Genomic DNA, 25,791 nt, shown 5'->3' on the forward strand with positions numbered 1-25,791 from the left:
CTGGTAAAGCAGCGGGTATATCTTGGCCGAATGCGGGGTTTTCCTTCGTGAAAGCCCCTGCTGCCTGGCTAAGCGGATCGAGCCAGAAGCCCGCCAAACTGGCTCGGCCTGCTCTTTTTACGCCCGCCCTAGCCGCAAGGCAGCACATTCCGCTACATTCGCAGTCTGTGAGTACTACTGCCGCTGCCCCCGTTCGTTTTGTTATCTGTGGAGTAGGCCATATTGGCCGTCGCCACGCTTCCTTCGTGCAAGCCCATCCTGCCGCTGAGCTGGCTGCCCTCATCGACGTGCGTCCCGAACTAGAGCAACCTCTGGCCGCCGAATTTCCGGGCGTGCCCTTCTTTCGCTCTCTGGCTGATTACCTGACCCAGGGCCCGCCCGCCGACGTGCTGACCGTCGCCACGCCCAACCATTTGCATGCGCCTCAGGCCATTGCCGGCCTGCGTCAGGGCCTGCACGTGGTTATCGAAAAGCCCATTGCCCTGCGCAAAGCCGACGCTGAGGATATCGTGCACACGGCCCTGCAAACCGGCCGGCTGGTATTTGGCGTGATGCAAAACCGGTATTCCCCGCCCGCAGCCTGGCTTAAGCAGGTGTACGAGCAAGGCCGGCTGGGGCAGATTTACCTGGTTCAGATTAATTGCTTCTGGAACCGCGACGCCCGCTATTACAAGACCGGTGGCTGGAAGGGCAGCCTGGCCCAGGACGGCGGCACGCTCTTCACCCAGTTCAGCCACTTTGTCGACTTGCTTTACTGGGTGTTCGGCGACATTACCAATATCTCGGCCCGCTTCCGCGACTTCAACCACCAGCAAGTCACGGAGTTCGAAGACAGTGGCCTGGTTGCGTTCGATTTGGTGCGGGGCGGCAGCGGCACGTTGCAATACAGCACCGCCGTGTGGGACCGGAACCTGGAAAGCTCCCTGACTGTGGTAGCCGAGCACGGCAGCCTCAAAATCGGGGGCAGTACATGGACAAGGTGGAGTACTGTCACCTGCGCGACTATACGCTGCCCGAGCTGCCGCCCACGAACCCTGCCAACGACTACGGCCCCTACCAGGGTAGCGCCGCCAACCACGTGCAGGTAATTGAAAACGTGGTAGATACCGTGCAAAAGCGCGGCTTTGCTACCACCAATGCTCTGGAAGGCCTGAAGGTAGTGGAGATTATCGAGCGGATTTATAGTCTGAAGTAAGCAGGTCCGCCCAAGGCCGAACCGGTGCTAAAACCAGCGGCTCTCACTGCAAGCACCAACTAGGCGCTTGCGGTGGGAGCCGCTTCAGTCAATCAAAAGCCGGGCTATTTGGCCACTCTAAGATTAATCCATTCGAGGATGGTTTGCTGCACCTGGGGCGAAAGTACAGGCTTAGGTTCCCCACCCATCAGTGGCCATTCCGTAGCTGGGGGCTGGAACTGGTGGTTGATGCCGGCCAACCGACGGGCTTCTACCTGCTTGTTGCCCTTGCTTTTCAGGCCTTTTTCCAGCAACGACACATTGTTGACGCTCACTTGGTTGTCATCCGTGCCGTGCATGAGCAATACAGGGCTTTTCACCTTGCCCAGCTCTAGCTGCGGATCAAAGTTGAGGTAGGAGCGGTACCAGCGGCTGGTTATCAGGTTTGTACGGGCCTGTACCTGCGCCGCATCCAGGCCGGGATTCGACTGCGCCACCATATTGGCCACAATGGGCTGGGCCTGGGCATTGTCGGTGGTTTGCTGGATTACGTCCAGAATAGCCCGCTGCTGCTTGGCAATGGTTTCCTGTAGTTTTTTCAGCTCGTCCCGCTTGCGCATGTTGTGCTGAATTTCCAGGGTCTGGATCTGGGCAGTATTAGCCCCTTTGGCCCGCAGCTGCTTTATTTTCTGGTCGAGCAGCCACTGATCCATCAGCTGCTTTTTAACTAGGGCCGCCTGGGCTGTATCGGCTTCGCCAGCTTTCAAAAAGCCCGCGGCTTGCTGACTAAGCACATCCTTGCCCGCCGCCCCGGAGGCAGCCAGCGTCACGACAAAGGCCGGGGGCAGGGGCTGGGCCGCCGCCAGCAGCGCTACGTTGCCGCCCTCGCCGTGTCCGATCAGACCCAGCTTGCCAAAATCAATTAGGGGCTTGGTCCGCAAGTAGTTCAGGCTGATCTGGGCATCGCGCACCAGGTCGGCGGTAGTGGCCGCGGTAAAGTCGCCGCTCGACTGGCCGATACCCCGGTCGTCGAGGCGCAGAACGGCGATGCCATGGCGAGCCAGAAAATCGGACAACGCCCCAAACATCTTGAATTCACCCTGCGTTGCATCGCGGTCCTGGGGGCCCATGTCGCTGAGTAGTACCACCCCTGGAAAGGGCCCCTCGCCGGGCGGTATGCTCAGCGTACCGCTCAGTTTGATATTGTCCTGCGGATTGCTAAAGGACACTTCCTCTACCCGGTAGGGCGGAGGAAACTTAAAGTTTTTGGAGGGCCCCGCCTTGGCCGAAAAGGCCAGCGTCAGCGGAGTCTGATAGGTTTGCAGCTTCCAGAGGCCCGCCAGCTGCTTGCCATCGGCGGAGCGCTGGCTGGTGAAGCGGCAGCCTAATTCGTCGGAACTGAAGAGTAGGGTATCGGCGCGCTGCTCAACGTTGAGAACAGCGTGGCTGATGCGCTGCGCCGGCACATCGAGAACGGCAAAATAACCGCCGCCCGCCAGATCCGTAACCGTAATAACAACGGGCAAGCTACCACCCGGAACAGGTAATTCGCCTTTCCACTGGCCATCCAGGGGAATTTTAGTCGCCGGAGCTGCTGCGGGCGCAGGTGCTGCCGGAGTAGCTGGTGCGGCGGGTGCCGGAGCGGGAGTTGGGGGTTGGTCTTGAGCGGCAGCTCCGACGGAAAACCCGAGTAGTAGTATCCAGCTCCACAGCAAGCCAGTAAATGTATTCTTCATGTAACAGAAGTAAGCAGGAGCCGCGCGCTCACGAAGGAGGCATTGCCCCAATGACAATAGGTAGGCAGTCAGAGCGAAAAGGCAAGAAAATCAGGAACTAGCCAGCTAACCTATAAGGCTATACCTGTGAAATATAGCCGCAAAAGTAGGAAGATTACCTCAGTTTATCACCGCGGTAATAGAACTCTGTCAATAACGTGGACTACGCCATTGGTGCAGAGGATGTCAGGAATGGTTATGGCCGCGTCGGAGGTGCCGTTGCCTTCGCCCCGCACGGGCAGCAGACCATTGTTGAAGGTACCGAAGAGCAGGTGGCCACCGCCCAGCGTGGGCAGGGTAGCATTGTCGGGCAACTCGGTGGTGAACTGGGTAAGCTTGCCGCTCTGGGAGCCCAGCACCACGTGGTTGAGCAGCACGGCCTTCAGGGTTTCCTTGGCGTTGGGCAGCTTCTCCAGGTCTTTGGGTTCGTTGAGAGTGATGCCAAACTGCTTATACAAATCCTTAAAAGCCTGGTCATTGGGGGCAAACACGGTGAGTTGGGGACTGCCTTCCGACAACGCACCTGCCAGGCCGCAGTATCCCACGGCATACACCAGGTACTGTAAGTCGGGTTTGACAAACACCTTGGATGTACTTACCGCCACGGCCGACTGCACCACGTCGGCGCCGGTGGCCAGCAGCACCTTATCGATGACGTGGACCGTGCCGTTGGAGGCCTTTACGTCGGTGGCCACGATGCGGGAGCCATTGACGTAGCGGCTACCGCCGCGGCTCACGATGCGGCGCACCGGGCCCAGGGCCGAGGCCGACGACGAGCCGGGCTGTAAGGAATTGCCGGGCAGCGTACCGCCCGCGACGTGATAAAGTAGGGTGCTGGTCAGGAAGCTGGTTTGCAGGGCCTGCAAATCGGTGGCCTGGCGCAAACCGAGGCGGCTGAAGGCAACGTTGTTAGGGGCAAAGACGGTGTAGTTGCCCTGAGGGTCGTTGGGGTTTTTGTTGGACAATACCTCGACCACGCCCCCACGGATGGCGGCATCCTCCAGTACGCTGAAGTCGTCGTTGGCTACGGCAATGCCGGCAATGGAAGGATCGGCCTCCATATCCTTGGAGCAGCCGGAAAAGGTTAGCGCGGCAGCAAAAAGAGCGGCTGCGAAAGAGGTCGGTAAAGAGTATTTCATGGGCAACAGGAGACAGGGGAGGCGGAAATGGTAAAGAACAGTTGCGGGACGTGCGGCATACAAACGAGCCGGGAAAGACTGCGGATTTCCCGGAATGGGAGCAGGCGGAAAAATTTCTACGATTGAGAAATCCGGGGGCAAACCGGGCGCGTAAATTTGCCGACCCAAAAGCTGAACAGTATTGCTATAGTATTGTTTATCGGGGACTTCCAGCTTCTGCTACGACTTGTTTTGCCCTTTTTCTGCCTGTATGTCTAAACGCTACTCACTCTCCATATTCTTTTTCGCCACCCTGTTATTAGGCACCTCCGCACGGGCCCAGAGCCTGGTCAGCGGCTTCATGGTGGGCAAAGGCCACGGCTCAGTCTCTTTTACAGGCACGGCTGAGCGTTACAAAAGCGTGTATCTGGTGCCCGAAAGGGTTCGTGAGGTGCCCATATTTCGGGAAATCAAGGTGTCTTCGGTGAGCGTCTACGCCAATTATGGTATCAGCGACAAAGTCGAGGCCGTCGTTAGTCTGCCGTATGTCAAGTCGGAGGGTGAGGGCAACGGACAGGGCTTCACCAACAGCCGCAGCGGCCTACAGGACATTTCGGGGCTGCTCAAGTTCAAGGCTTACTCCACGACGGTGGGCAACAACGTGCTGGATCTGCTGGGGGTGGTGGGCGTAACCACGCCGGCCAGCAACTATCAGTCGAATAAGGGCCTGGAGTACATCATTGCCATCGGCAACCGAGCTACTAAAGTCAACACCTTAGGTATTGCCCACCTCAAAACGCCCTCGGGCGTGTTTCTGACGGGGCAGGCCGGCTACAGTCTGCGCACGGGCCGGGTGCCCAATGCCTTCCTTGCCGACGCGAAAGTGGGCTACGCCGGCCTGAAGTTCTACGCCGAAGCCTGGGCCTCGTTCCAGCAGTCCAGCAGCAAGGGCACCGACATCCTGCAGCCCGGCTTCGATTTGTACTTCCCCGCTACCCGCGTCAACTACACCCGCGTCGGGGCCAGTGTGTTCCGGCCCCTGGCCAAGGGCGTGGGCGTGGTGCTGGGCGCCAGCCAGTACGTGGCGGGCCGCAACCTGGGCCGGTCGACGGGCCTGTCGGTGGGCATTTCCTACAACTACTAGGCTCCGTACCTGCTCGAATTGCTTCCCTAGGCGGCGCCCGGTTGCGCCGGCTTTGTATCTTGGGCCATGAGCACCTACGAACAGCAGGCCCTACAGGAACTACAACAGTGGCAGCAGCAGATGCAGCGGGCCCCGTCGTACCTGAACCGCTTTGCCCGCCAAGTCCAGATCCGGCTCAACAACCTGCTGCCCGAGAAGGTCCACAAGGCCATTACGGCCGCCATTAAGCAGATGGTGAGCGGCGTGCTGCTGGGCTCGCGCTACACCAGCCGCCGGCCGGTAACCGAAGGCAGTCTGGAGGAGCGGGAACAGACCGTGCGCCAGCATCTGAAGTACTACCGCACTACGGCCGCCGCCGAAGGTGCCGTGACCGGAGCCGGGGGCATCCTGCTGGGTCTGGCCGATTTTCCCTTGCTGCTCGGTATCAAGCTGAAGTTCCTGTTTGAGGTGGCCGCCCTCTACGGCTTCGATGCCCACGACTACACCGAGCGGCTGTATTTGTTGCACGTGTTTCAGCTGGCCTTTTCCTCCCAGCATAGCCGCAACGAGGTGTACCATCGGGTAGCCGACTGGGACGCCTACCGCCAAACCCTGCCCACTGACCCGCAGGCTTTCGACTGGCGCACGTTTCAGCAGGAATACCGCGACTATATCGACCTGGCTAAGCTGGCCCAGCTCGTGCCGGTGATTGGGGCGGCGGTGGGGGCCGTGGCCAATTATAAACTGATAGAACAGCTTAGCACCACGGCCATGAACTGCTACCGGCTGCGCTTGGGCCTGGCCGCCGCGTAGCCCTGCCGCACCACTGATTTGGCCGCGTTGCGCACCACGTTGGGACCTTTACGGCGGTATTGGTAGAAGATTCCCGAATCGAAGGCCGTCCAGAAGCAGGCCTTCTGGCCGCTGGCCTTCAGACCGTTGTTAGCCCAGGTGTTGCAGGTGTACAGAAAGCTGTAGGTGCGCTGAGCCTCGTAAAAGGAGTCGTGCTGACCGTAGCTGTGGCCCTGAATGTAGAAGGGGCGGCCCTGGGCGTCGTAGTCGAAGCTGGCCTTGATGTAGGCAATCAGCCGCTGGTACTCTTCCTGGCTGATGCGGATCCGGACGCAGCTCTCCGACTCCCGCATGGTCTGGTGAAAGGTGACGTGCATGGCCGAGGAACTCAAGTGGAACATGGCCTTGAAGGCGGTGCTGGCCTTGAGCTCGGCCCAGGTGGGCGTGTCGAGGTAAAAGCCCTTGTCGCCCCAGCCGAAGCCCACGTACTGGGCCGACGCGTCGCGGGCGGGCGTGTTGTCGAAGGGCACCAGCGTGGTCCAGTCGATGTAGCGGGTGCGCACCGGCGTCACAATGTCGGTGTGCACGCCGTTGGAGAGGATGTAGATGTCCACGTCTTCGGCCGGGTCCTGGTCCTGGGCGTTGACCGGAATGCGGGACAAGGCAAACGAGGAGGCGACGTAGAGGCCGGCCACGGCCACGAGGGAGCCAAGGGTGTAGCCGGTTATTTTCAGGGCGGTTTTTACTCCGGGGTGCATAGGGTGCAGAAGGGCCGGGGCGGTAGCTGTAAGCAGCTGGCAGTGTAAAAAGCCGCCGCCCGGCCGGTGAGGATGAACGAGGAAGACAAGCAAAACGGCTAACCAGCGCCCAGGCGCCGAAACCGTACCGACACCTACTGCTTTTGCCCGCATTAGGTTAAGCTGCGGCAGGAGCGGGCCGGCTAGGGCAGGTAACGCAGCGGGGGCTTGGTTGAAACAAGGGAACGTCCTTCCGAGTGCAGGGAGGAACCGCGCGTGCTGCCGTTGCAATAGTAATACAATTGCCTTTGCACGTGAGATGTCTCGCTTCGCTCGACATGACGTTTTTATTGCTCCCGGCCCACTCCCAATGGGTTCCCGGCCGCGGTGGCTGCCCAGGCGGACTGCCTGGCACGCCTTCCGGTGGTGAATTTAGCGGCCCGGTTGCAAATCCGGCCCGGGCCGCGCTACCTTTGCGCCATCAATTCTTTCTGCCCAAAGGATTGTTTTTATACAGAGGCGCTGAGAGACAGGCTCCGCGAAGCGCCGGCAACCCCCCGCCCCCTGGCGGAACGGTGCCAATTCCTGCCCATATAAAAACAAGTTGCCGTGGATTGCTTCCCCCGCCTGCCCGTTGCTGTTTGTGTTGCCGCCGTATCTGCTGCGTCCCTGGTGACTGTAGCCGGCAAGCACGGGTGTTGTTGCTGTTGCTGAAGCGCCGGGCACTAGCCCCTGCGGCCCCCGTGCCGCCCGGCTCCCGCGTCTGCGGAGCCATTGCCTCGTAATCTTTTCTATCTCCGGTTGTGGCCGGGCTCTGCGCCGTTGCGCGGGCCGGCCGTTGTTGCAGCAGCGGCTGGGCCGCAGCCGGAACCTTCTTCACCTCTGAGCGGGCTGCGGCGCGTTCCTACCTCTTTTTATGCTTAAAAAATCACTGGAGCTGCTTCGCATCGAGGCGGCCGAAACGGGAGCCGGTACCCTCAAGCGCAGCCTGGGCGGCTTTAGCCTGGTGGCCATCGGCATCGGAGTTATTATCGGGGCGGGCTTGTTCTCGCTCACCGGCATTGCCGCCGCCAACAACGCCGGCCCGGCCGTCACCTTGTCTTTTCTGGTAGCCGCCGTGGGCTGCGCCTTTTCGGCCTTGTGCTACGCCGAGTTTGCCTCCATGGTGCCCGTTGCCGGCTCGGCCTACACCTATTCCTACGCTACGATGGGCGAGCTGTTTGCCTGGATTATCGGCTGGGATTTGATTCTGGAGTACTCGGTGGGAGCCGCCACGGTGGCCATCAGCTGGTCGCAGTACCTGGTCAAGGTGCTCGACAAGTTCAACCTGCACATTCCGCCCCAACTGGTGATGTCGCCCTTCGAAACGGCCAAGCTGGCCGATGGCGGCACCGTCACGGGCCTGGTCAACATCCCGGCCATGCTCATCGTGCTGGCTATTACGGCCATCATCATCCGGGGTACCTCGGGCTCGGCCTGGTTCAATGCCCTGGTCGTGACTTTGAAGGTGGCCGTCGTGCTGGTGTTCATTGCCTTGGGCTGGCAATACATTGACCCCGCCAACTACCAACCCTACATCCCCCAGAACACGGGCACGTTCGGCGAGTTTGGCTGGAGCGGCATCCTGCGCGGGGCCGGGGTCGTGTTCTTCGTCTTTATCGGCTTCGATATCGTGGCCACGATGGCCCAGGAAACCAAGAACCCGCAGCGCAACATGCCCATCGGCATTATCGGGTCCTTGCTGGTATGCACCGTGCTCTTCATTCTCTTCGGGCACGTGCTGACGGGCGTGGCCAACTATACCGAATTTAAAAACAGCGCCGCCCCAGTGGCTATTGCCATCGAAAAGACGCCCTACGGCTGGTTGTCCTCGGCCATTATCATCGCCATTCTCATCGGCTATACCTCTGTTATCCTGGTCGATTTGATGGGGCAGAGCCGGGTGTTCTTCTCCATGTCCAAGGACGGGCTCCTACCCAAAGTCTTTGCCGAGGTACACCCCACATTCAGCACCCCGCACAAGTCCAACCTGCTGCTGGGGGCCTTTATCAGCCTGTTTGCCGGCTTCGTGCCCATCTCCGTGGTGGGCGAAATGACCAGTATCGGGACCCTACTGGCTTTCGTGATGGTGTGCCTGGGCGTGCTGATTATGCGCAAAAAAGAACCCAACGCTCCGCGCGGCTTCCGCACGCCCTGGGTGCCGGTGGTGCCTATCCTGGGCATTCTGACCTGCGTGCTGATGATGATTTCGCTGCCCCTCGACACCTGGTTGCGGCTCTTCGTGTGGCTGGCCATCGGCCTGGCCATCTACTACGGCTACGGTAAGAAGCACAGCAAGCTGGGCCAGGAGCAGGGCCAAGGGTAGGCGTATCCTAGCGGCTTGGTGGGCACCTCGCACGCGTGCGGAGCGCTGGTCAAGGGCTCGGCAGGCATTCCGCACGCGTGCAAAACTGTTTTTAAGGCCTTGGGAGGCATTCTGCACGCGTGCGGAACGCCTCCCAAGGCCTTTTTAGTGGCTCTTCACCGGTGCAGGCTGTCTGCCACGGCCTTGGGAAGCCTTCTTCACTGGTGAAGGGTGCCTCCCAGGGTCGTGGTGGGGCCTCTTCATCGGTGAAGAAGGTTTGGATGTACCGCGAAGTTTTACTTCGCGAGACGTTGAACGACCGTCGTGCTGACGGCGCCTACGCCTCGCGAAGTGGAACTTCGCGGTACAGCTTATTTGCGCAGCAGCTTTCGGAGCAACGGCTGGGCTTCGGGCACCAAGCCCAGCCCGAGCAAGGCCCCGCCGTAGAGCCCCGTCAGGACCGAGCCCCGCAGCAGCATGGTGAGCAGCTTGGAGGGCAAGGTGGGCAGCAGCCACACCAGCAGGCCGCTGCCGGCCGCCACGGCCAGCACCACCGGAATGCGCCAGGTAAAGGGTTGGAGCCGGTAGCTGTACCACACAAACCAGGTGCGGACCGTGTTGATGCTCACAATGGCAAAGAGTGTGGCCAGGGCCGAGCCCGTAATGCCCAGGCGCGGAATCAGCAGGCGGTTGAGCAGGATGGTGATGCCGGCCAACGACAGGTTGAAGATCAAATCGAAGCGGTAGCGCGGGGAGGTGACGACGATGAGGCCATTGACGCCCGTAATGCCGTCGTAGAGGCGGCCGGCCAGCAGCAGCAGCACGGCGGTGGTGCCGGTGGCGTACACCGGGTTCTTGATAAGCGAGTAAATGAAGTCCAGATTGAGCCCGATGCCCAGGGCCAGGTAGCAGCCCAGGATGGTGTTGAGCCTAGTGGTGTCGCGGTAGAAGTCGGCCATACGGGGCAGGTCCTGGTCTTTCCAGTACTGGGCCAGCAGGGGGAAGGCAATCTTGTTGAGTGAGCGGGCCGGGATGGTCAGGGCCGTACTGATGTTGTAGGCAATGCCGTAGATGCCCGCCGCCGCCAGGCTGATCTGCGCCCCCACCATCCAGGAGTCGATAAAGCCCAGAATACTGCCTGAGAGGCTGGAAAGCAGGGCAAAGGCCCCGAAGCGCACGATTTCGCCCACCGGCCGCACGCCCAGCGCCGCCTTGGTCGGCCGCAGGTGCAGCTCCCCGATGTAGGCCAAATAGCCGGTCAGCAGCAGGGCAATAGTGCCGTAGAGCCCGATGTAGCAGAGCACGAACTCCGGAAACGCCAGCAGGCCTTGGCCATACAAAAGGGCCAGCCCGGCAATGAGCACGCGCAGGACAATGTCCTGCAAAAACGACGAAAACGCGGTGTGGTAGAGCCCCTTGAGGTAGGCGTCCTGCAAGGAGTAGAGCAGGGTAAACAAAGCCAGCAAGGCGGCCCAGGCGTAAAAAGGCTGAAGCCGCGCCATGTCCTCGGGCTCGTACTGGGCCAGAATCAGGGGCTTGCCGAGCAGATACACGGCCGTAATCACCACGAACCCCAGCAGCGGAATGCCCAGCAGAAAGGGCAAAAAGCCGTGGTGCCCCGCCTCGCGGTTGCGGAAGTAGGGAAAGAACCGAATCCCGACGCTGGCAAAGCCAAAGGCGGCAAACTGCGCGTACACCGTGGCAATGGACACGAGCAGGTTGGTCAGGCCCAGCTGCGCGGGCGCCAGCAGGCGGGGCAGCACAAAGGCCGTATTTACAAAGCCCAGGGCCAGCCCCAAATACGATATAACCGTGTTGCGCAGCCCTTGCCGCTGAACGATACCCAAGCTGTGAAGGAGTGAGTTAGTGAATAAGTGAGTTGATTCTTTGGTCCTGGCTGAATTACCGGGAGGTATTTCTTTCCTGTCATTGCGAGGCGTAAGCCGAAGCAACCCGTCCTCTGAAATGTGCCGAGTGTTTTAATGGGAAAAGCCCTTAATCGTAGCCTAGAGAAAAGGGCTTTCTGGTAAAAGGTCGGGTCATGCTGCGCAGAGGGCGGATGGCTTCGGCTTACGCCTCGCATTGACATGTTCTTTCCCTAGCTCACCATCTCACAGATGTCTTGCCCGTCGACGAAGGCGACGTTGCGGCTGCGAAGGTAACTCATGATGCGGTGGAACTCCCGCGGGCCGTTGCGCAGGTTGGCCGGGTCGAAGTTTTCGTTGTGCCAGAGCAGGGTGCAGACGCCTCCGAACCGCTCGATTTGCTGGAGCATGGGCCGCAGGGCCGGCAGGACTTCGTCGGGGGCCAGCTGCAGGTAGTTGGGGTGGTGCAGGGTGGCGTCCATCACGGTGAGCGGGACTTCGAGGAAGCGGTAGGGGCGGTTCTGGGCGAAGTCGAACAGGTGAAAGGGTAGGCAGTAGGAGTTGCGGAAGCCAAAGTGCTCGGCAAAGCCCAGGGTCGTGTCGTAGTCGAAAAGGAAGCTATCCAGCAAAGTAGGCGTCAGGCGGGGCTCCCAGCTCAGGTAATGGAAGCGGATGCCTGGCACCGAGTTTTGCCGCGTGCAGCGCTGCAGGCGGTGGGTTTCCTGCTTGAGGTTGCCCCCGTGCGTAGCCCGCCCGATGCTGGCGTGCAGCCCCACTTCGGCCCCGCCGATGGCCGCGGCCACCTTCGGCCAGACGTTGGCTAGGCGGTAGTCGGCATTAGGGGTGCCGTTGGCGCCGGGGCGGTGCTCGGGCAGCAAGAAAAACGTGCTTTTAGCTCTGTAAGAAGCCACGGCCGCCCGCACCTCGGCCAAGTTGTCCCAGGCATCGGGCCGGGTCAGGTGCTGGCCGACCTGTCGAAAAAAGTCCGGCAGGTCGCCACGGCGCAGGGCCGCCTTGGCCGGAGTTTTCCAGGCGCTGTACAGGTTGTCGATGTCGTGGGTGACGAAAGCGGCCCACTGGGCCGCCTGGAGCCACTGCCGTGGTTGTAGTTGCTGGCCCGTTATCTGCTCCAGGGCCGTTTTGAGCACGTCGAAGTAGTAGTTGACCACCGGCACCGTCACGAAGCCGTAGCGGTGCTGCACGCTGGCCGCGTAGGGAAAGCGCCCGTGCCGGTCCCGCTCCTCGGAGAAAAGCTCCTGCCAGCCGCTGAGCAGATAGAAAGCGGCGGCAATAATGTCGGCGTGAATAAATACGCGCCCGTCGGGGACCCACTCCAGCAGGGGCTTATCCGGGGCTGCATCGAAGAAAAAGGGAATTGACTGGCCCAGCCATTCCCGGCAGTTGGGGGCCGGCGGGTACGGCTGAGTTTGGGTAAAAAACGCCTTGCTGCCCTCTACAATCTGCACTTGCCCCTGCGCCTCCGCGTAGCCAATGCGGACATCGGGCACAGCAGTATATGCCCGTCGGAAGTGTTCCAGCACATACGCCAGGCGGGTTTCGGCGGATACAGGGGCAGCAGGGGGCAAGGGCGGCAGCATAGAGCCGCAAAGTACGGCAAAGCGTCCGGCTTCACTTTGCTTGTCAGGCAATAATCAGGTGCTTAGGCTTGGCGGGGTCAGCCACTCAGCCAGCAGGCGCACGGCCCGCTGCTGGCTGCGGCCCTCGTCGGGCGTGCCCAAGGTAGCGTTGTAGTAGGCGGCCCGGCGGTAGAGGTCGGCGGGCTTGTGCTGCTGGTAGCGGCGCAGCAGTTCGCCCAGCGCCGGTAGCGTGTCGGCCCGCTCTACCAGGCCGTGGGCCGCGTAGCCGTAGTAGTCGTCGGCCACGCCGTGGGTCCCAAAGCGGAAGTACAGACTTACCACATTGAGCAAGGTAGCTTCGAGGTGGGTGCTGGTATCGGCGGCAATCAGGGCGTCCTGCTGGCCCAAAAACTCGAAGACGTTCTGCTGACGGGCGTCGGAAAATAGCAATGGCGGGTGCTGTTGCTGCAAAAAGCCAAAGTCGCGCCGGTCGCCGGGGTGGGGGCGCAGGGTGAAGCGCAGGGCCGGAAACTCCTGCAGCAGATACTCCACGGTGGCGGTTATAGCGGCCGTTTCGTCCAGCATGTTGATGGCAATTCCGACCCGCCCCACGGCTGAATTCAGGTTCTTGCCTGGCAAAAAAGCGTCGGCTTTGGGCATACCCACCAACGCGACGCGGCCCCGCACCGGCCCGCACTGCTGGTACTTGTCCAGCGCGTCCTGGCCTTCGAGCAAGCTAAGGTCGAAGCCCAGGGGCGGAAAATTGGTGCTCACGCTGGCGTGCTGCACGTAAGCCGTGGGCACCCCGCAGGCCCGGGCGGCCAGCAGCAGAGCCCGGGCGTCGTCGTTGTGGTCGTTGGCAAAGACAATGGCCCGGGGCCGGTAGTGGCGCAATGCCCGCACGTAGACCTCGTAGTAGCCAATGGCGTTGAAAATCAGGTCAAAAAAGCGCCAGACCCGCCCGCCTTCGGTCTTTTGTAAGCCCCGAAAAATGAAAGGCAACTGCCAGTAATATAGTAGCTTCCGCCGCAACGACAACCGGTTGACCTGCCCGTTATACCGCCCGATTTCCTTGCTCTGCCCTGCCACCAGCACACTGTCGGGCCGGGCCTCCCGGATAAAGCGCAGGGCCTCGTAGTTGTTCTGGCTCACCACATAAAGCCACACCGTGCCCCGCAGCGGCTCGGGGTTCCGGATGGGCTGAAACACGTTGCCGACCAGGCGCAGAGCCGCGTAGCCGGCTACTTTCAGTAGGCGGCGCAAGGGGTTGGGCGGGGAGATGGGAGCCAGCGTCCGGGCTGGCAACGAGGCAAACAGGTCTGTAAACCGCAGTTGCAGAATGTCACGGGTCCGGACTACGGCGGCAGCCAGCAGGGTCATAGGCCGCCGTTAAAGGGCTTCCCAGGTCATCGGAGTACCTGCCGTCAAGCTTTGTCGGGCTGGCTTGCCCAGGAGCTGGTCGTAGTAACGCGGGGGCAAACCGTCACCAGGCCGCACCACCCGCAGGTTTTCCTTGGTGAAAGGCTCTCCAGCCTGGATATCCTGGGCCACGTACAGGGAACGTTTGTAAAGGCGGCTGTTTTTCTCGGCCCGCTGCACGCCGTACTGAATCTGGCCCAGAGCCTGCCAGGCCCGCTCTGTTTCGGTTACCAGCAGGGCTACTTCCTCGGGCTCCAGGGAAAATGCTGAGTCTACACCCCCATCAGCCCGGCGCAGGGTCACATGCTTTTCCACCACACTGGCACCCAAGGCCACCGCCGCTACTGCCGCACCTACGCCCATGGTATGGTCAGAGAGGCCAATGGGGTAGTCCGGGAAGAGTTGGGTCAGGTGAGCAATGGTGCGCAGGTTCGTATTCTCAGGCGTAGCGGGGTAGGTGCTGGTGCACTTGAGCAGCACCAGTTCTCGGCAGCCAGCTTCTTGTAGCACAGCCACGGCCTCGGCTACTTCAGCCAGGGTGCTGGCTCCGGTACTCATAATAACGGGCTTGCCTGTAGCCGCTACTCGGCGCAGCAAGGGCCAGTCTGTGTTCTCGAACGAGGCGATTTTGTAAGCTGGCACGTCCAGGTTTTCCAGAAAGTCGACGGCTGACTCATCGAATGGCGAGCTGAATGCCAGCATTCCGTGATACTTAGCCCGGTCGAACAGGACTTTGTGCCAGTCCCAGGGCGTATGGGCTTCCTGGTACAAGTCGTGCAGCTCCCGGCCGTACCACAAGGAGTTAGGGTCCTCGATTCGGTGCACGCCGGGCAGCGTCATGGTGTCGGCGGTGTAAGTCTGGAGCTTGATGGCATGGGCACCGGCAGCAGCCATGGCGTCCACAATGGCCAAGCCCCGGTCGAGAGACTGGTTGTGGTTGCCGCTGAGCTCGGCAATAATAAACGGGGGGTGGTCGGGGCCGACTAGGCGGCCACCTATCGAAACAGTAGACATGCGTTGCGTAACAAAGGTGGGTTCTGCTTAGGCGGAAACCGGAAAAAATGCGGGGTTGAAGCAGGCTACTAGGATTCGGTCAACAGGTTTGTCATCAACCAAATAATGGCCTTTGAGGCGGCCCTCTTCGACCCAGCCGGCCCGGGTGTAGGCTTTAAAGGAGCTTTGGTTGGTTTCGAACATGCCCCCGAACAGCTTGCGGATACCAAACTCCTCGAAAGCAATGGCATTGCCCAACCGGATGGCCTCAATGGCCAGCCCCTTGCCGTGAAAGCGCCGGTCGCCGATAAGCACCACCAGATCCGAAATCTTGTGGTCCCGGTTGATAGGCCCTACCTTGATGGTCCCAATGCAAGCATCCGTTTCCCGGTCGATAATGGCGAAAACGTAGACCGTACCGGAAGCAATGCCCTGTTCAATGCTCTGTAACAGCGACTCGCGGGTGTGAGTCTGGCGAGAGTTCGTGTAGAACCGCATCAGGTCCTCGTCCTGGAACCAGCTCAGAAAAGCGTCGTCGATGTCTGCGGGTTTGAGGCTGCGCAAAAGCAGGCGCTCTGAGGTGTAGGACTTGCTTAGGTGAACCAAGGCTGTTTCTTCCATTGGGTAAAGATAACCGACTTCGTAATCTACGGCACTATTTCGGGGCCAGCAGGCAGCAAATGGCGAAACTCGTTCTGCAGGCGCCCAGGGCCAGGCGCCTGCACGTAGGGTTGGCGGGGGTGATGCTCTAGGTAGTAGAGAGCCTCGGTAAGAATAGCTTGTAAGTCGCCGACGGCAATATTGTTTAGGTCACCGAGGGAAAAAGCCTGCTGGTTTTCGTGTACGTAGGTGGCTAGATGCCGCTGATTTTCTACATAATATCCTGTTGCCACGGCTTTACCCAAAAAGAGGCTTTCAATCAGGATGGTACTGGCCGGGCACACAATGGCATCGTGGCCTTGAAGCAGGTCTGCCATTTGCGGGGCCGCGGCGTTCTGGTAAAAGGTGACTTGCTTTCGTGGATACCCGGCGGCCAGTTCTTGTAGCTGCGGGGTGTGGGGAAAGGCACTGCCGGTGATAACGCCAATTTCAGCTACGGCCTCCACTGGTAGCAGCGCGGCAAGAAACCGGCTGGTCAGTTGCAGCGGATCAGCGCCCCCAAAGCAGATCAGCACCTTCTCAGCCGGAGTGGGAGGTGCGGGCAGGCGGAAACCGGCCAGGAAGGGGGCGCGGAGCAAAGAGTAGTCGGGGCCGAGGCAAAACCGCGTTTCGGCCCGGGCTTGATACATGGCTGGCGTCACGCCCGGGGAATGGTTGATAATTAAATCGGCGGCAGAAGGCCAGGCGCGCAGATCATCAATGACCACCAGCCGGCAGCCGCTAGTCTGGAGCGTGTGCTGATAGGCAGTATCAAACGAGTAACCATCCAGCACTACCACGTCGTTTGGCTGGACCTGGGCGGCCAAGTACGCTGCTTCCTGGGCAATGGGCTGGACCGGCAATTCCAGCAGCGTTACCTGGGCTTGGCCGAGTAATTCCCGAATAGCGGCCGACGGATTCTGAATGGCAAACCAGCACGGCGCCACCGTCCGGACCATGTCGACCAGGGCCAGGGAACGAACCACGTGCCCCAACCCAATCGTGGCGTTGCCATCGGCGCGGAAAAGAAGGCGCATGCAGTAGAAGTTAGCGTAGCTAAAGCGGAGAGCTTTCTACTTCGTGAAATCGTATTTTTTCTGCTCAATGGCTGCATTCAGCGCCACCAGCTCGGGGTGCTGGTCCAGCAGGGTTACCAAGGCTTCGGTAGATAACCCATCAGCGTCATATTGCTCCAGCAACACCTTAATCAGCTCCCAGTCCTCGGGGGTGTCGAGCGTGATGCGAAACCGGCTGGCATCGGTAGGGTGCAGCACGTGAGCAAACTCTACCTGACCTGACCGGTTCTGATGAATATAGGGCGTGACATGCTCCCGGTCCGATTCACTGCTGGCGTTTTGCTGGGCCTGATTCAGGAGGTGGAAAGAGAAAACCTCGAAGTCGAGCCCCCGCGGAAAGGTACGTTGCAAGCCATTGCTCATGTAAAGCTGCGGGTTGGCGGCGGCCTCGTAGCGTTGTACGGCCTGCCTAATCAGCTGCCCATCAATCAAAGGGCAATCGGATGTGACGCGCACGATGGTGTCGAGGCCAAACTGCGTGGCCGTTTTGTAATAGCGGCTCAGTACGTCGGCCGAGTCGCCGCGGTAGCAGGGTACCTGGTGTTGCCGGGCCCATTGTTCCAGTACGTCGTCTTCCGGAGCAGTGGTAGTGGCCAAATACACTGGCAGGCCACTGGTTTGCAGGCGGGTAAGGTGGAACTCCAGCATGCTGCGGCCCCGGGCCGTCATGAGGACTTTGCCCGGTAGGCGGGTGCTGCCCATGCGGGCCTGGGAGATGATGCCAATCTTACTCATGCCACAAATTTCCGAATGCTGGCAATTACGTACTGCTGCTCCTCGTCGGTTAAGGTCGGGAACATCGGAATACTCAGGCAGTGGGCGTAGTAGTGCTCAGCCTGCGGAAAATCACCTTCTTGCCAGCCCAGCTCCTGGTAGTACGGCATGGTATGCACCGGAATGTAGTGTACCTGGGCAAAAATCTGCCGTTCCCGCAGGAAGTCGTACAGTCCTTTCCGGTTGGCTACCTGAATAATGTACAGATGATAGGCATGTCCGGGAGCCGTAGCTAGGGTCGTCACGGCGGTCAGTTCAGCAAAGGCTTCATCGTAGCGGGCGGCCAACTCGCGCCGTCGTGCTAACCCCGTATCGGCCCGTTCCAGCTGACTTATGCCTAAGGCACAGAGCATGTCCGGAATACGGTAATTGTAGCCCAGGGCTTGCATTTCCATGTACCAGCCCCCGTCGTGGCGCTGCATCTTGGCGGGGTCCTTTGTGATACCGTGAGTGCGCAACATCAGCAGCTTTTCGTAGAGTTCGGGGCTGTTGGTCGTGACCATGCCGCCTTCACCGGTGGCAATATGCTTGACCGGGTGAAAGGAGAAAATAGCTAGGTCGGCCAGCTGTCCGTTGCCGCAGTGCTGTTCCCGGCCCTGGCTGTCGGTAAAAAAGCCGCCGGGCGCGTGACAGGCGTCCTCAATAATCCAGAGGCCAAACTCGTCGGCCAGTTGCCGGGCTTCTTCCAGGTTTACCGGCAAGCCGGCAAAGTCTACCGGAATCAGACCTTGGAAATAGCCTTTGGGGTGGGCTTCCAGCAACGCCCGGACTTTAGCTAGGTCAATCAGTGCGGTGGCAGGGTCAATATCGGCAAAATGCACCTCGCCACCACAATAGCGCACACAGTTGGCCGAAGCAGCAAAAGTGATGGGCGTAGTAATGACGCGCTGACCAGGTGCTACGCCCAGCGCCAGCGTACACAAGTGTAGCGCTGCTGTACCGTTGCTTACGGCCACAGCGTAACGTACCCCAATATAGGCGGCAAACTTTTCCTCGAACTCGGCCACCTTCGGTCCTTGGGTCAGAAAATCAGAGCGCAAGGTTGCCGTGACAGCCTGAATGTCGGAGTCGGTAATGTGTTGGCGCCCATAGGGAATGGGGTGTTGAGGCTGAAAAGGCATAGGAAAAGGAAAGGAGCTAAGAACAAGAAGTGCAGCTGTCTGAGCCCGGTTCCCCGCGCTAGCCTGAACTGATTGCAAATATACAGTAAGCCGATAGTTGGAAGTTGAGCAAGGATAGCAGTCTTATGAGGTAAGGTTCTGCTTACAGCACCGTTTTGTATATACCTTTACGCTGTTAAATTCCATCTAATCAGCAGTAGCTGACCTCAACTGTTATTGGCTTCGTTCGAATGAAGAAACTGTTTACTTATCTGGTTGTTCTTTGGTGTTTGCCAATCCGGCTGTTGGCCCAACAGGAAAATAACAATTGGTACTTTGGTAATAATGCTGCTATTAGCTTCGCCAGCGGCACCCCAGTTGCTTTGCTAAACAGTGCCATGGTTACGTATGAAGCCACAGCTACCGTGTCCGACGGGGCTGGTGCCCTGTTGTTCTATACGAACAGCGTAAATGTGTGGAACCGTAACCACCAAATTATGACCAATGGGCTGTTAATTGGGGGCAACGAATCAGCCTCACAGGGTGCCCTGATTGTAAAAAACCCGGCTAATGCAGCTCAGTATTATGTGTTCGTTGTTGATGGCTGCGAAAATCAGCTACGGGACGGGTTGAAATACTCAGTGGTGGATATGAGCCAAAATAATGGTCTGGGAGCCGTAACCGCCCGTGGCGTTCAGTTAAGTACTATCTCAATGACTGAGCGGGTAACGGCCGTACCGCACGCCAACGGCCGAGACACCTGGATTATCACCCATGGATGGCAATCGAGTACGTTCTATAGTTACCTGCTTTCGCCGGCGGGAATAGCTACTACACCTATTACCACTAACATTGGTTCTGTTCACTCCGGCGGGGGCGGTACTTATGGCAATGCGAATGCCGTAGGCTACATGAAGGCTTCGCCGAATGGAAATAAGTTCGCTATATCCATGCGCGACAATATCTTCGAGTTGTTTGATTTCAACAATAATACCGGTCAGTTTTCCAACTATGTGCCGCTCCAAAGATTTTACCGCAGCTACGGAGTAGCCTTCTCGCCAAATGGTACCCGACTCTATGGTACCACACTTGATGGGGGCAATATCTATCAGTTTAACTTGCTGGCTGGTTCTGCTAACGCCATTGCCGCGTCGGCCACATTGGTTGCCACTCCTGGTTTCTGTGGGGCTCTGCAACTAGGGCCTGATAAGCAGATTTACCTGGCTCAGTACAATAGCCAATATTTGGGTGCTATTCCGAACCCTGATGCCTTAGGAACTTCCTGTGGCTTCAATGACCGTGCTGTATTTCTAGGCGGTCGACAAAGCCAACTGGGGTTGCCTAACTTTCCCAGCAGTCCGGCTCCAGTAGCTCCCACCGCCACCTTTTCAGCTACTTCCGCGTGCCTGGGAACGGCCTCCAGCTTCACGGCTTCTACCTCACCTAGTCTGCTGAACGCTACATTTACCTGGAACTACGGCGACCCAGCCTCTGGCTCAGCCAATACCGGTACCGGGCAGACGTCTACGCACACTTACAGCACCGCGGGTACCTATACCGTCACGCTGAGCGTAGTGGCCCCCGGTATTGTCCTCCCCTTGAGCATCACCCAGCAAGTCACAGTTAATGCTCTGCCCGTAGTAAATCTGGGGTCGGTGGCCCAGCAGGTATGCCAGGGTAGCCAGCTGGTGCTCAATGCCGGTCCGCAGCCTGCTGGCACTACTTTCCGTTGGCAGGATGGCTCCACTGGTACGACCTATGCGGCGGCCAGTACTGGCATTTACACCGTTGATGTTACTTCGGCCGCTGGGTGCGTGACTAGGGCCAGCGTGAGCGTGCAGGTGCTGCCCGCGCCCCTTGTGAACCTAGGTCCCAACCGACAGGTGTGCCAAGGGCAAAGCCTCGTGCTAACGGCTGGCGCCCAGCCCGCCGGCACCACGTATCGGTGGCAGGATGGCTCCACGGCCAGCACGTTTGCGGTCGGCAGCGCGGGTACTTATACGGTGCAGGTTACTTCACCTGCTGGCTGTACGGCCCAAAGCAGCGTGGCAGTGCAGTACGTGGCGCCTCCCACGGCTAGCCTGGGAGCTGCTACTCAAGTACTCTGCGAAGGGCAAAGCCTCACGCTGAGTGCTGGTGCCCAACCGGCAGGTACTACCTACCGGTGGCAAGACGGTACTACAGCCAGTACCTTTACCGCTACCCGAGCCGGAACGTATAGCGTTACGGTTACCTCGGCGGCGGGCTGCAGTACGCAGGCTGCCACTACCGTTACTATGAGTCCAGTACCCAGCGTGCAGCTTGGAGCCGACATCAGCTCCTGCTTGGATCAGCCGGTACTACTGCAGGCCAATGCCCAACCGGCGGGCAGCACCTACCGGTGGCAGGATGGCTCCACAGCCAGCACGTTTGCCGCCGTTACGGCCGGCACCTACTCCTTGGTTGTAACCACGCCAGGGGGCTGTACCGGCCAGGACGAAATTGTGGTGCGCCCCAGCGACTGTCCTTTTACTATTCCCAACGTGTTTACCCCCAACGGGGACCGGTTAAACGAGACCTTCGTGCTAAAGGGGCTCAACCCTCAACTCTGGCGACTAGAGGTATACAACCGCTGGGGCACCCGCATTTACCAAACGGCCAGCTACGACAACAAATGGGACGCGGCTGGTCAAGCGGCCGGCACGTATTATTACCTGCTTACGCGGATAGCTGATGGCCAGCAGTACCGGGGGTGGGTGGAAGTAGTCCGGTAAGTCGATGATTCGGAAAAGCATTAACTAAAAGAGGGCGTTCCTACTGCAGGAACGCCCTCTTTTAGTTAATGCGCGGTGGCAGAATAGCCCAATTTATGCCTGAAAATCAGCATCCACGTGCAGGCGGATTTCCTCGCGGATCTGCTCGGCGGTGAGCCACTCTTCGTTGTTGGCTGAGTCGTAGTAGAAGCCGTCGGGTACCCGCTTGCCGCGGAAGTTGCGGATAAACTCTTCCACATCCCAGCGCGGGGTGAAGGGTAGAATCACGTAGTATTTCTCCAGCTCTACGGTGCTCAGCGCGTCGGTTTCGGTAATCATGGCCTCGTGCAGCTTCTCGCCGGGCCGGATGCCCACGATTTCCTGCTTGCACTCAGGACCAATGGCCTTGGCGACTTCCGTAATCTTGTAGGAGGGAATCTTGGGCACGAAGATTTCGCCGCCCCAGGCGTGCTCCAGGGCGTAAAGCACCAGGTCCACGCCCTGCTCCAGGGAGATGTTGAACCGGGTCATGTCGGGGTGGGTGATGGGCAGCACGCCGGTGTGGCGGCGCTGCAGGAAAAACGGCACCACCGAGCCCCGCGAGCCAATTACGTTGCCGTAGCGCACCACCGAAAAGCGCAAATCGCGCGAGCCTTTCATGTTATTGGCTGCCACAAAGAGCTTGTCCGAGCACAGCTTGGTAGCGCCGTACAGGTTGATGGGCGCCGCCGCTTTGTCGGTGCTCAGGGCCACCACGTCCTTCACGCCGCAGTCGAGGGCGGCGTTGATGACGTTTTCGGCCCCGAAGATGTTGGTCTTGATGCACTCCATCGGGTTGTACTCGGCGGCGGGTACCTGCTTGAGGGCTGCGGCGTGTACCAGCACGTCGATGCCTTCACAGGCGCGCTTGAGCCGCTCCCCGTCGCGCACGTCGCCGATGAAGTAGCGGATGGCCGGGTATTTCTCGTGGGGAAACACCTGCGACATTTCGTACTGCTTCAGCTCGTCGCGGGAGTACACCACCAGGCGTTTGACCTGCGGATACTTCTCGAAGACGGCCTGGACGAATTTTTTGCCGAAAGAACCGGTACCACCCGTTACCAGAATGGATTTATGATTTAAGTCGAGGCTCATAAGTAGAGAAAAGCCGTTGCCGCCCGACGGGCGGGCGAAAGGAGGGCAAAAGTAGGCATTCCCGGCCTAGCTTCCGTACTTTTGTCGGGGCTTGGTTGTTGGTTGCTAGGTTTTAGCTTTTGGCCACCTGGGTCAGATTCCTGGGCCTTCGCAACCGAAACACCCCGCAGCCGGGCCAACGAATGACCGAAAAAGTAATAACCAGCCCCGAAAAACCAGCTCCCGAGCCCGTCAAAGTCATTATCTGGGACCTGGACGACACCTTTTGGCGGGGCACGCTCTCGGAAGGCGCCGTGGAGGCGCTGGAGGAAAATCTGGCCTTTGTGCGCGACACGGCCGCCCGCGGCATCGTGCACACCATCGTTTCCAAAAACGACTTCGCGCCGGCCGAAGCCAAGCTCATCGAGCTGGGTATCCGCGACCTGTTCGTGTTTCCCCAGATTAGCTGGCAGCCCAAAGGCCCCATTATCAAGGAGCTGCTGGAAAAGATGCAGCTGCGGGCGCCCAACGCTTTGTTCCTGGACGACAACCCCATCAACCGGGCCGAGGCGCTGTACTATAACCCCCAGCTGCAGGTAGCCGACCCGGCCGACTTGGTCGAGCTGGCACCCTGGCTGCGGGCCAGCGGCAAGCCCGACCCCGCGTTTAGCCGCCTGGAGCAGTACAAATTGCTGGAGCGCCAGCAGCAGGCCCGCTCCGGCTACCAGGACAACCTGGCGTTTTTGCGCGACTCCCAGGTGCGCATCGAGTTTCGGGAAGGCGCGCAGGTATTGCCCGACCTCGACCGGATTGAGGAACTCATCAACCGTTCCAACCAGCTGAATTTTACCAAGCAGCGCGTCAGCAAGGACAGCCTGCGGGCCGACCTGCAACACCCCGGGCAGCGCTGGGGCACCGTGCGGGTACAGGACCGGTTCGGCGACTATGGTCTGGTGGGCGTGTACGCGGTGAGCTTGGCCGAAAACCGGCTTACGCAGCTTGTGTTTTCCTGCCGCATCCTGCATTTGGGCGTTGAGCAGTTTACCTACGCCTGGCTGAACTTTCCGGCGCTGGAAGTACAGGGTGATGTAGCGACTGAGCTCAATACCACCAACAAGCCCGACTGGATTACGGTGCAAACCGCGCAGGAGGCTGCGGCTGCTCAAGCCGAAAGCGCCACCAAACCGGCTACCGAAAAGCTACGTGTGCTACTTAAGGGCGGCTGTGACCTGGGCCAGCTGACGCCGTTTCTGCAGGCCTACGAGCTGACGGTAGAGGAGGAGTTCAACTTCAACAACGAAAACCAGATTCCGGTGCACGTGGAGCACACCGCGCTGCTGCGCCAGGGCCGGGAGCTGCCTGATGCGGAAAAGCAACGATTGGCTTTGCAGCTGCCGTTTCTGGGCCGGGAAGCCTTCGATACCAAGCTCTGGGCCAACGATTTCGATGTGCTGGTGTATAGCCCCCTGATGGACTATACCCAGGAACTGTACCGCGAAAAAGCTACCGGGGCCGAAATTCCCTTTGGTGGCTACCAAAACCTAACCCAGGCTGACCCCGCCGCCCAAGCCGCTAAATATGCTCAGCGCCATTTTCGGGGGCTGGACGAAGCCTTCCTGCGCCGCTTCCGGCAGGAGTTCGAGTTTGCCGGCCAGATTTCTCCTAGCCGTTTTCAGGAAAATCTGGCGTGGCTACGGCAGCAAATCCCGGCTGCCGTCCCGCTTTTCTTTCTCAACGGAGCCGAAATCGACGTGCCGAGCTCGGGGGAAACCGGGGCCCGGCAGCGGCATAAGGAAATGAACCAGGCCTTAGCTGACTTCGTGGCCGGGACTGTCAATTGCTTTATCATCGACGTGCGCGGCTTCGTGCAAACGCCCGCCGACGTGACCAACAACCTGCGTCACTACCAGCGCCAGCACTACCGCACCCTGGCTCAGCGTACCGCAGAGGCCATCGGGCAGTGGCAGGGTCAGCAGCTGAGTCGCTCGGCCTGGATTGATTTGCGGGCCGAAGTAGCCAGCCGGGTGCCGGCCAAGCTCAAAGGACTGCTGGGCAAGCTGATCAAGTAACTTACTTACTAATCAGCCCTGCTAGTCGCTCGGTCAGGGCGCGGCGGGAGTAGCGGGTGTGGTTGAGGGCTGGCAAGTCCAGATTAGGGCTTTGCTGCCACTGCCGGGCCAGCTCTTCCAGGTAGTCCAGTATGGTGTCGTAGGCGTCGTAGGCGTAAGCGCGGCCCGCGTGACATTCCTGCAGCAGATTATCAGCGTCGGAGCCCACCGGACCGATGCAGATAATGGGCTTGTTGGCGGCCAGATACTCAAACACCTTGCCCGGCAGAATCCCGAAGTTGTGGGCCACGTCGGGAATAGCCATTAGCAGCACCGAAGCCCGCAGCAGGTAGCGCACCGATTCTTCGTGGGGCACGAAGGCCACAAAATCCGTGCGTTCGGCCAGGCCCGCGGCCGCAATCTGCGCCTGCAAACCCGCCGAAACTTTGCCCACAAAGCGTAGTTGCAGCGGCACCGTGGGGTGGCGCCGCGCACACTCCGCGCAGGCCCGTAGGAACTCCTCGACGTGGTAGGTTTCCGAAATCGTGCCGGTGTGGGTAATCAGCAGCGCGTCCGAGGGGGGGGCAGAAGGCTCCCGAAAGTCACTCTCGTCGTAGCCGTTCGGGATGACGTGAAACTTGCCGGCCGCCAGCGTCGGCGACTTCCCCAAAAACAGCCGCTTGGTATCGGGGCTGGTTACCAGTACTTCGTCGGCCTGCTCCAGCACCTGCCGCTCGTAGCGCGCGTCGAGCCAGCGGGCCAGGCGGGTTTTGTTGAGCTCCTTGGTATAGTAAATGTCGGTCCACGGGTCGCGCATGTCGGCCAGCCAACGCAAACCGTAACGCTTTTTCAGGACCAGGCCGATAAGCTGGGTGGAGTGGGGCGGGGAGCTGGTCAGCACCGCGTCGAAGGTTTCGCCTTGCTCAATAAGCCCGGCCACGGCCCGCAGCACGTGGTCGTTCCAGCCCCGGCGTGGGTCGGGAATGAACACGTTGCCGCGCACAAACTTGAAAAACTGCTGCTGCAGGCTGGTTTTGCTTTCGTTGGCAAAGCCGCCGTAGGGAATCTGCTGGCGGCCGGTAAGCTTCTTGTAGGAGCCAAATGGCTCGGAGGTGCCCGTGCGAATTACCCGCACCCCGGCCGGAATTTCAGCCGCCAACGACTCGTCCAGCACCGGATACGCGCCCTTTTCGGGGTCGACTGTAATGACGGTGGGCTCCACGCCAAAGCCGGGCAGGTGCTTGACGAATTTCAACGTCCGCTGCACGCCCGCGCCCCCGGAAGGCGGCCAATAGTAGGTAATGACGAGCAGGCGCATAGGGCGGAAGACGGTTTTTGAGCGGTTTTGGACCGCGAAGGTAAGCACCCGTAGGCTTTTGGGGTTTTCTGGCT

19 protein-coding genes and 1 riboswitch are annotated in these 25,791 nt (G+C 59.8%); of the genes, 6 read left to right on the forward strand and 13 right to left on the reverse strand.

Features of this window, described 5'->3' with window-relative positions:
* Positions 1-167 precede the first annotated feature (167 nt).
* Positions 168-1,088, forward strand: a complete 921-nt coding sequence (locus MUN80_RS14975; protein ID WP_244714179.1) for a Gfo/Idh/MocA family protein — start codon at positions 168-170, stop codon at positions 1,086-1,088.
* A gap of 211 nt (positions 1,089-1,299) precedes the next feature.
* On the opposite strand, the gene MUN80_RS14980 is transcribed toward MUN80_RS14975, so the two are convergent.
* Both MUN80_RS14980 and MUN80_RS14985 read right to left on the reverse strand, forming a co-directional pair.
* Positions 1,300-2,910 carry a serine aminopeptidase domain-containing protein gene (locus tag MUN80_RS14980; protein WP_244714180.1) on the reverse strand — a complete coding sequence of 537 codons (1,611 nt, stop codon included), beginning with the start codon at positions 2,908-2,910 and terminating at the stop codon, positions 1,300-1,302.
* Positions 2,911-3,077: 167 nt separating this feature from the next.
* Positions 3,078-4,088: a fasciclin domain-containing protein gene (locus tag MUN80_RS14985; RefSeq protein ID WP_244714181.1), complete on the reverse strand. Its 1,011-nt coding sequence runs from the start codon at positions 4,086-4,088 to the stop codon at positions 3,078-3,080.
* Between the two features lie 250 nt (positions 4,089-4,338).
* Here MUN80_RS14985 and MUN80_RS14990 point away from each other — a divergent pair, with 250 nt between their 5' ends.
* Positions 4,339-5,211 (forward strand): hypothetical protein, encoded by an 873-nt coding sequence (locus MUN80_RS14990; RefSeq protein WP_244714182.1) that lies wholly within the window; start codon positions 4,339-4,341, stop codon positions 5,209-5,211.
* A 66-nt stretch (positions 5,212-5,277) separates the two neighbouring features.
* Positions 5,278-6,003, forward strand: a complete 726-nt coding sequence (locus MUN80_RS14995; protein ID WP_244714183.1) for an EcsC family protein — start codon at positions 5,278-5,280, stop codon at positions 6,001-6,003.
* Here the strand turns inward: MUN80_RS14995 and MUN80_RS15000 are convergent.
* Positions 5,970-6,740: a TIGR02117 family protein gene (locus MUN80_RS15000; RefSeq protein ID WP_244714184.1), complete on the reverse strand. Its 771-nt coding sequence runs from the start codon at positions 6,738-6,740 to the stop codon at positions 5,970-5,972. The two genes, MUN80_RS14995 and MUN80_RS15000, sit on opposite strands and share 34 nt — an antisense overlap.
* A gap of 485 nt (positions 6,741-7,225) precedes the next feature.
* A riboswitch (SAM riboswitch) is annotated at positions 7,226-7,319 on the forward strand.
* A gap of 316 nt (positions 7,320-7,635) precedes the next feature.
* Here MUN80_RS15000 and MUN80_RS15005 point away from each other — a divergent pair.
* A complete protein-coding gene (locus MUN80_RS15005) occupies positions 7,636-9,084 on the forward strand; it encodes an amino acid permease (protein WP_244714186.1) in 1,449 nt (482 codons plus the stop codon).
* Positions 9,085-9,434: 350 nt separating this feature from the next.
* On the opposite strand, the gene MUN80_RS15010 is transcribed toward MUN80_RS15005, so the two are convergent.
* The 8 genes from MUN80_RS15010 to pseC form a co-directional block, all read right to left on the reverse strand.
* On the reverse strand, positions 9,435-10,910 hold the full coding sequence (locus MUN80_RS15010) for a lipopolysaccharide biosynthesis protein (protein ID WP_244714188.1): 1,476 nt from the start codon (positions 10,908-10,910) through the stop codon (positions 9,435-9,437).
* A gap of 251 nt (positions 10,911-11,161) precedes the next feature.
* Positions 11,162-12,526 carry a DUF7033 domain-containing protein gene (locus MUN80_RS15015; protein WP_244714190.1) on the reverse strand — a complete coding sequence of 455 codons (1,365 nt, stop codon included), beginning with the start codon at positions 12,524-12,526 and terminating at the stop codon, positions 11,162-11,164.
* Between the two features lie 54 nt (positions 12,527-12,580).
* The gene (locus MUN80_RS15020) at positions 12,581-13,885 is read right to left on the reverse strand and encodes a hypothetical protein (protein WP_244714192.1); all 1,305 of its coding nucleotides are present in this window, start codon (positions 13,883-13,885) and stop codon (positions 12,581-12,583) included.
* Positions 13,886-13,894: 9 nt separating this feature from the next.
* Positions 13,895-14,938: a pseudaminic acid synthase gene (gene pseI / locus MUN80_RS15025; protein WP_244714194.1), complete on the reverse strand. Its 1,044-nt coding sequence runs from the start codon at positions 14,936-14,938 to the stop codon at positions 13,895-13,897.
* Positions 14,939-14,965: 27 nt separating this feature from the next.
* Positions 14,966-15,538: a GNAT family N-acetyltransferase gene (locus MUN80_RS15030; protein WP_244714195.1), complete on the reverse strand. Its 573-nt coding sequence runs from the start codon at positions 15,536-15,538 to the stop codon at positions 14,966-14,968.
* Positions 15,539-15,564: 26 nt separating this feature from the next.
* Complete coding sequence (gene pseG, locus MUN80_RS15035; RefSeq protein ID WP_244714197.1) at positions 15,565-16,593, reverse strand: UDP-2,4-diacetamido-2,4,6-trideoxy-beta-L-altropyranose hydrolase; 1,029 nt, start codon at positions 16,591-16,593, stop codon at positions 15,565-15,567.
* A 36-nt stretch (positions 16,594-16,629) separates the two neighbouring features.
* Positions 16,630-17,367, reverse strand: coding sequence for a cytidylyltransferase domain-containing protein (locus MUN80_RS15040; RefSeq protein ID WP_244714199.1), 738 nt, complete (start codon positions 17,365-17,367; stop codon positions 16,630-16,632).
* Positions 17,364-18,527 carry a UDP-4-amino-4,6-dideoxy-N-acetyl-beta-L-altrosamine transaminase gene (gene pseC, locus MUN80_RS15045; RefSeq protein WP_244714200.1) on the reverse strand — a complete coding sequence of 388 codons (1,164 nt, stop codon included), beginning with the start codon at positions 18,525-18,527 and terminating at the stop codon, positions 17,364-17,366. The genes MUN80_RS15040 and pseC overlap by 4 nt, the downstream gene beginning before the upstream one ends.
* A gap of 377 nt (positions 18,528-18,904) precedes the next feature.
* Between pseC and MUN80_RS15050 the strand changes: the two genes are divergently transcribed.
* Positions 18,905-21,259, forward strand: coding sequence for a T9SS type B sorting domain-containing protein (locus tag MUN80_RS15050; protein ID WP_244714202.1), 2,355 nt, complete (start codon positions 18,905-18,907; stop codon positions 21,257-21,259).
* 93 nt (positions 21,260-21,352) lie between these two features.
* On the opposite strand, the gene pseB is transcribed toward MUN80_RS15050, so the two are convergent.
* Positions 21,353-22,372 carry a UDP-N-acetylglucosamine 4,6-dehydratase (inverting) gene (pseB, locus tag MUN80_RS15055; protein ID WP_244714203.1) on the reverse strand — a complete coding sequence of 340 codons (1,020 nt, stop codon included), beginning with the start codon at positions 22,370-22,372 and terminating at the stop codon, positions 21,353-21,355.
* A gap of 182 nt (positions 22,373-22,554) precedes the next feature.
* On the opposite strand from pseB, the gene MUN80_RS15060 reads away from it, so the two are divergent.
* The gene (locus MUN80_RS15060; RefSeq protein ID WP_244714205.1) at positions 22,555-24,420 is read left to right on the forward strand and encodes a hypothetical protein; all 1,866 of its coding nucleotides are present in this window, start codon (positions 22,555-22,557) and stop codon (positions 24,418-24,420) included.
* Position 24,421: 1 nt separating this feature from the next.
* Here the strand turns inward: MUN80_RS15060 and MUN80_RS15065 are convergent, their stop codons facing one another.
* Complete coding sequence (locus tag MUN80_RS15065; RefSeq protein WP_244714207.1) at positions 24,422-25,717, reverse strand: glycosyltransferase family 4 protein; 1,296 nt, start codon at positions 25,715-25,717, stop codon at positions 24,422-24,424.
* Positions 25,718-25,791 lie beyond the last annotated feature (74 nt).

This window comes from Hymenobacter cellulosivorans (genome assembly GCF_022919135.1).
GTDB lineage: Bacteria > Bacteroidota > Bacteroidia > Cytophagales > Hymenobacteraceae > Hymenobacter > Hymenobacter cellulosivorans.

Excerpts from the sequence above, each read along its gene's own strand:
- MUN80_RS14980 (WP_244714180.1), bottom strand. The coding sequence starts at position 2,910 with ATGAAGAATACATTTACTGGCTTGCTGTGGAGCTGGATACTACTACTC.
- MUN80_RS14985 (WP_244714181.1), bottom strand. The coding sequence starts at position 4,088 with ATGAAATACTCTTTACCGACCTCTTTCGCAGCCGCTCTTTTTGCTGCC.
- MUN80_RS14990 (WP_244714182.1), top strand. The coding sequence starts at position 4,339 with ATGTCTAAACGCTACTCACTCTCCATATTCTTTTTCGCCACCCTGTTA.
- MUN80_RS14995 (WP_244714183.1), top strand. The coding sequence starts at position 5,278 with ATGAGCACCTACGAACAGCAGGCCCTACAGGAACTACAACAGTGGCAG.
- MUN80_RS15000 (WP_244714184.1), bottom strand. The coding sequence starts at position 6,740 with ATGCACCCCGGAGTAAAAACCGCCCTGAAAATAACCGGCTACACCCTT.
- MUN80_RS15005 (WP_244714186.1), top strand. The coding sequence starts at position 7,636 with ATGCTTAAAAAATCACTGGAGCTGCTTCGCATCGAGGCGGCCGAAACG.
- MUN80_RS15015 (WP_244714190.1), bottom strand. The coding sequence starts at position 12,526 with ATGCTGCCGCCCTTGCCCCCTGCTGCCCCTGTATCCGCCGAAACCCGC.
- MUN80_RS15020 (WP_244714192.1), bottom strand. The coding sequence starts at position 13,885 with ATGACCCTGCTGGCTGCCGCCGTAGTCCGGACCCGTGACATTCTGCAA.
- pseI (WP_244714194.1), bottom strand. The coding sequence starts at position 14,938 with ATGTCTACTGTTTCGATAGGTGGCCGCCTAGTCGGCCCCGACCACCCC.
- MUN80_RS15030 (WP_244714195.1), bottom strand. The coding sequence starts at position 15,538 with ATGGAAGAAACAGCCTTGGTTCACCTAAGCAAGTCCTACACCTCAGAG.
- pseG (WP_244714197.1), bottom strand. The coding sequence starts at position 16,593 with ATGCGCCTTCTTTTCCGCGCCGATGGCAACGCCACGATTGGGTTGGGG.
- MUN80_RS15040 (WP_244714199.1), bottom strand. The coding sequence starts at position 17,367 with ATGAGTAAGATTGGCATCATCTCCCAGGCCCGCATGGGCAGCACCCGC.
- pseC (WP_244714200.1), bottom strand. The coding sequence starts at position 18,527 with ATGCCTTTTCAGCCTCAACACCCCATTCCCTATGGGCGCCAACACATT.
- MUN80_RS15050 (WP_244714202.1), top strand. The coding sequence starts at position 18,905 with ATGGTTACGTATGAAGCCACAGCTACCGTGTCCGACGGGGCTGGTGCC.
- pseB (WP_244714203.1), bottom strand. The coding sequence starts at position 22,372 with ATGAGCCTCGACTTAAATCATAAATCCATTCTGGTAACGGGTGGTACC.
- MUN80_RS15060 (WP_244714205.1), top strand. The coding sequence starts at position 22,555 with ATGACCGAAAAAGTAATAACCAGCCCCGAAAAACCAGCTCCCGAGCCC.
- MUN80_RS15065 (WP_244714207.1), bottom strand. The coding sequence starts at position 25,717 with ATGCGCCTGCTCGTCATTACCTACTATTGGCCGCCTTCCGGGGGCGCG.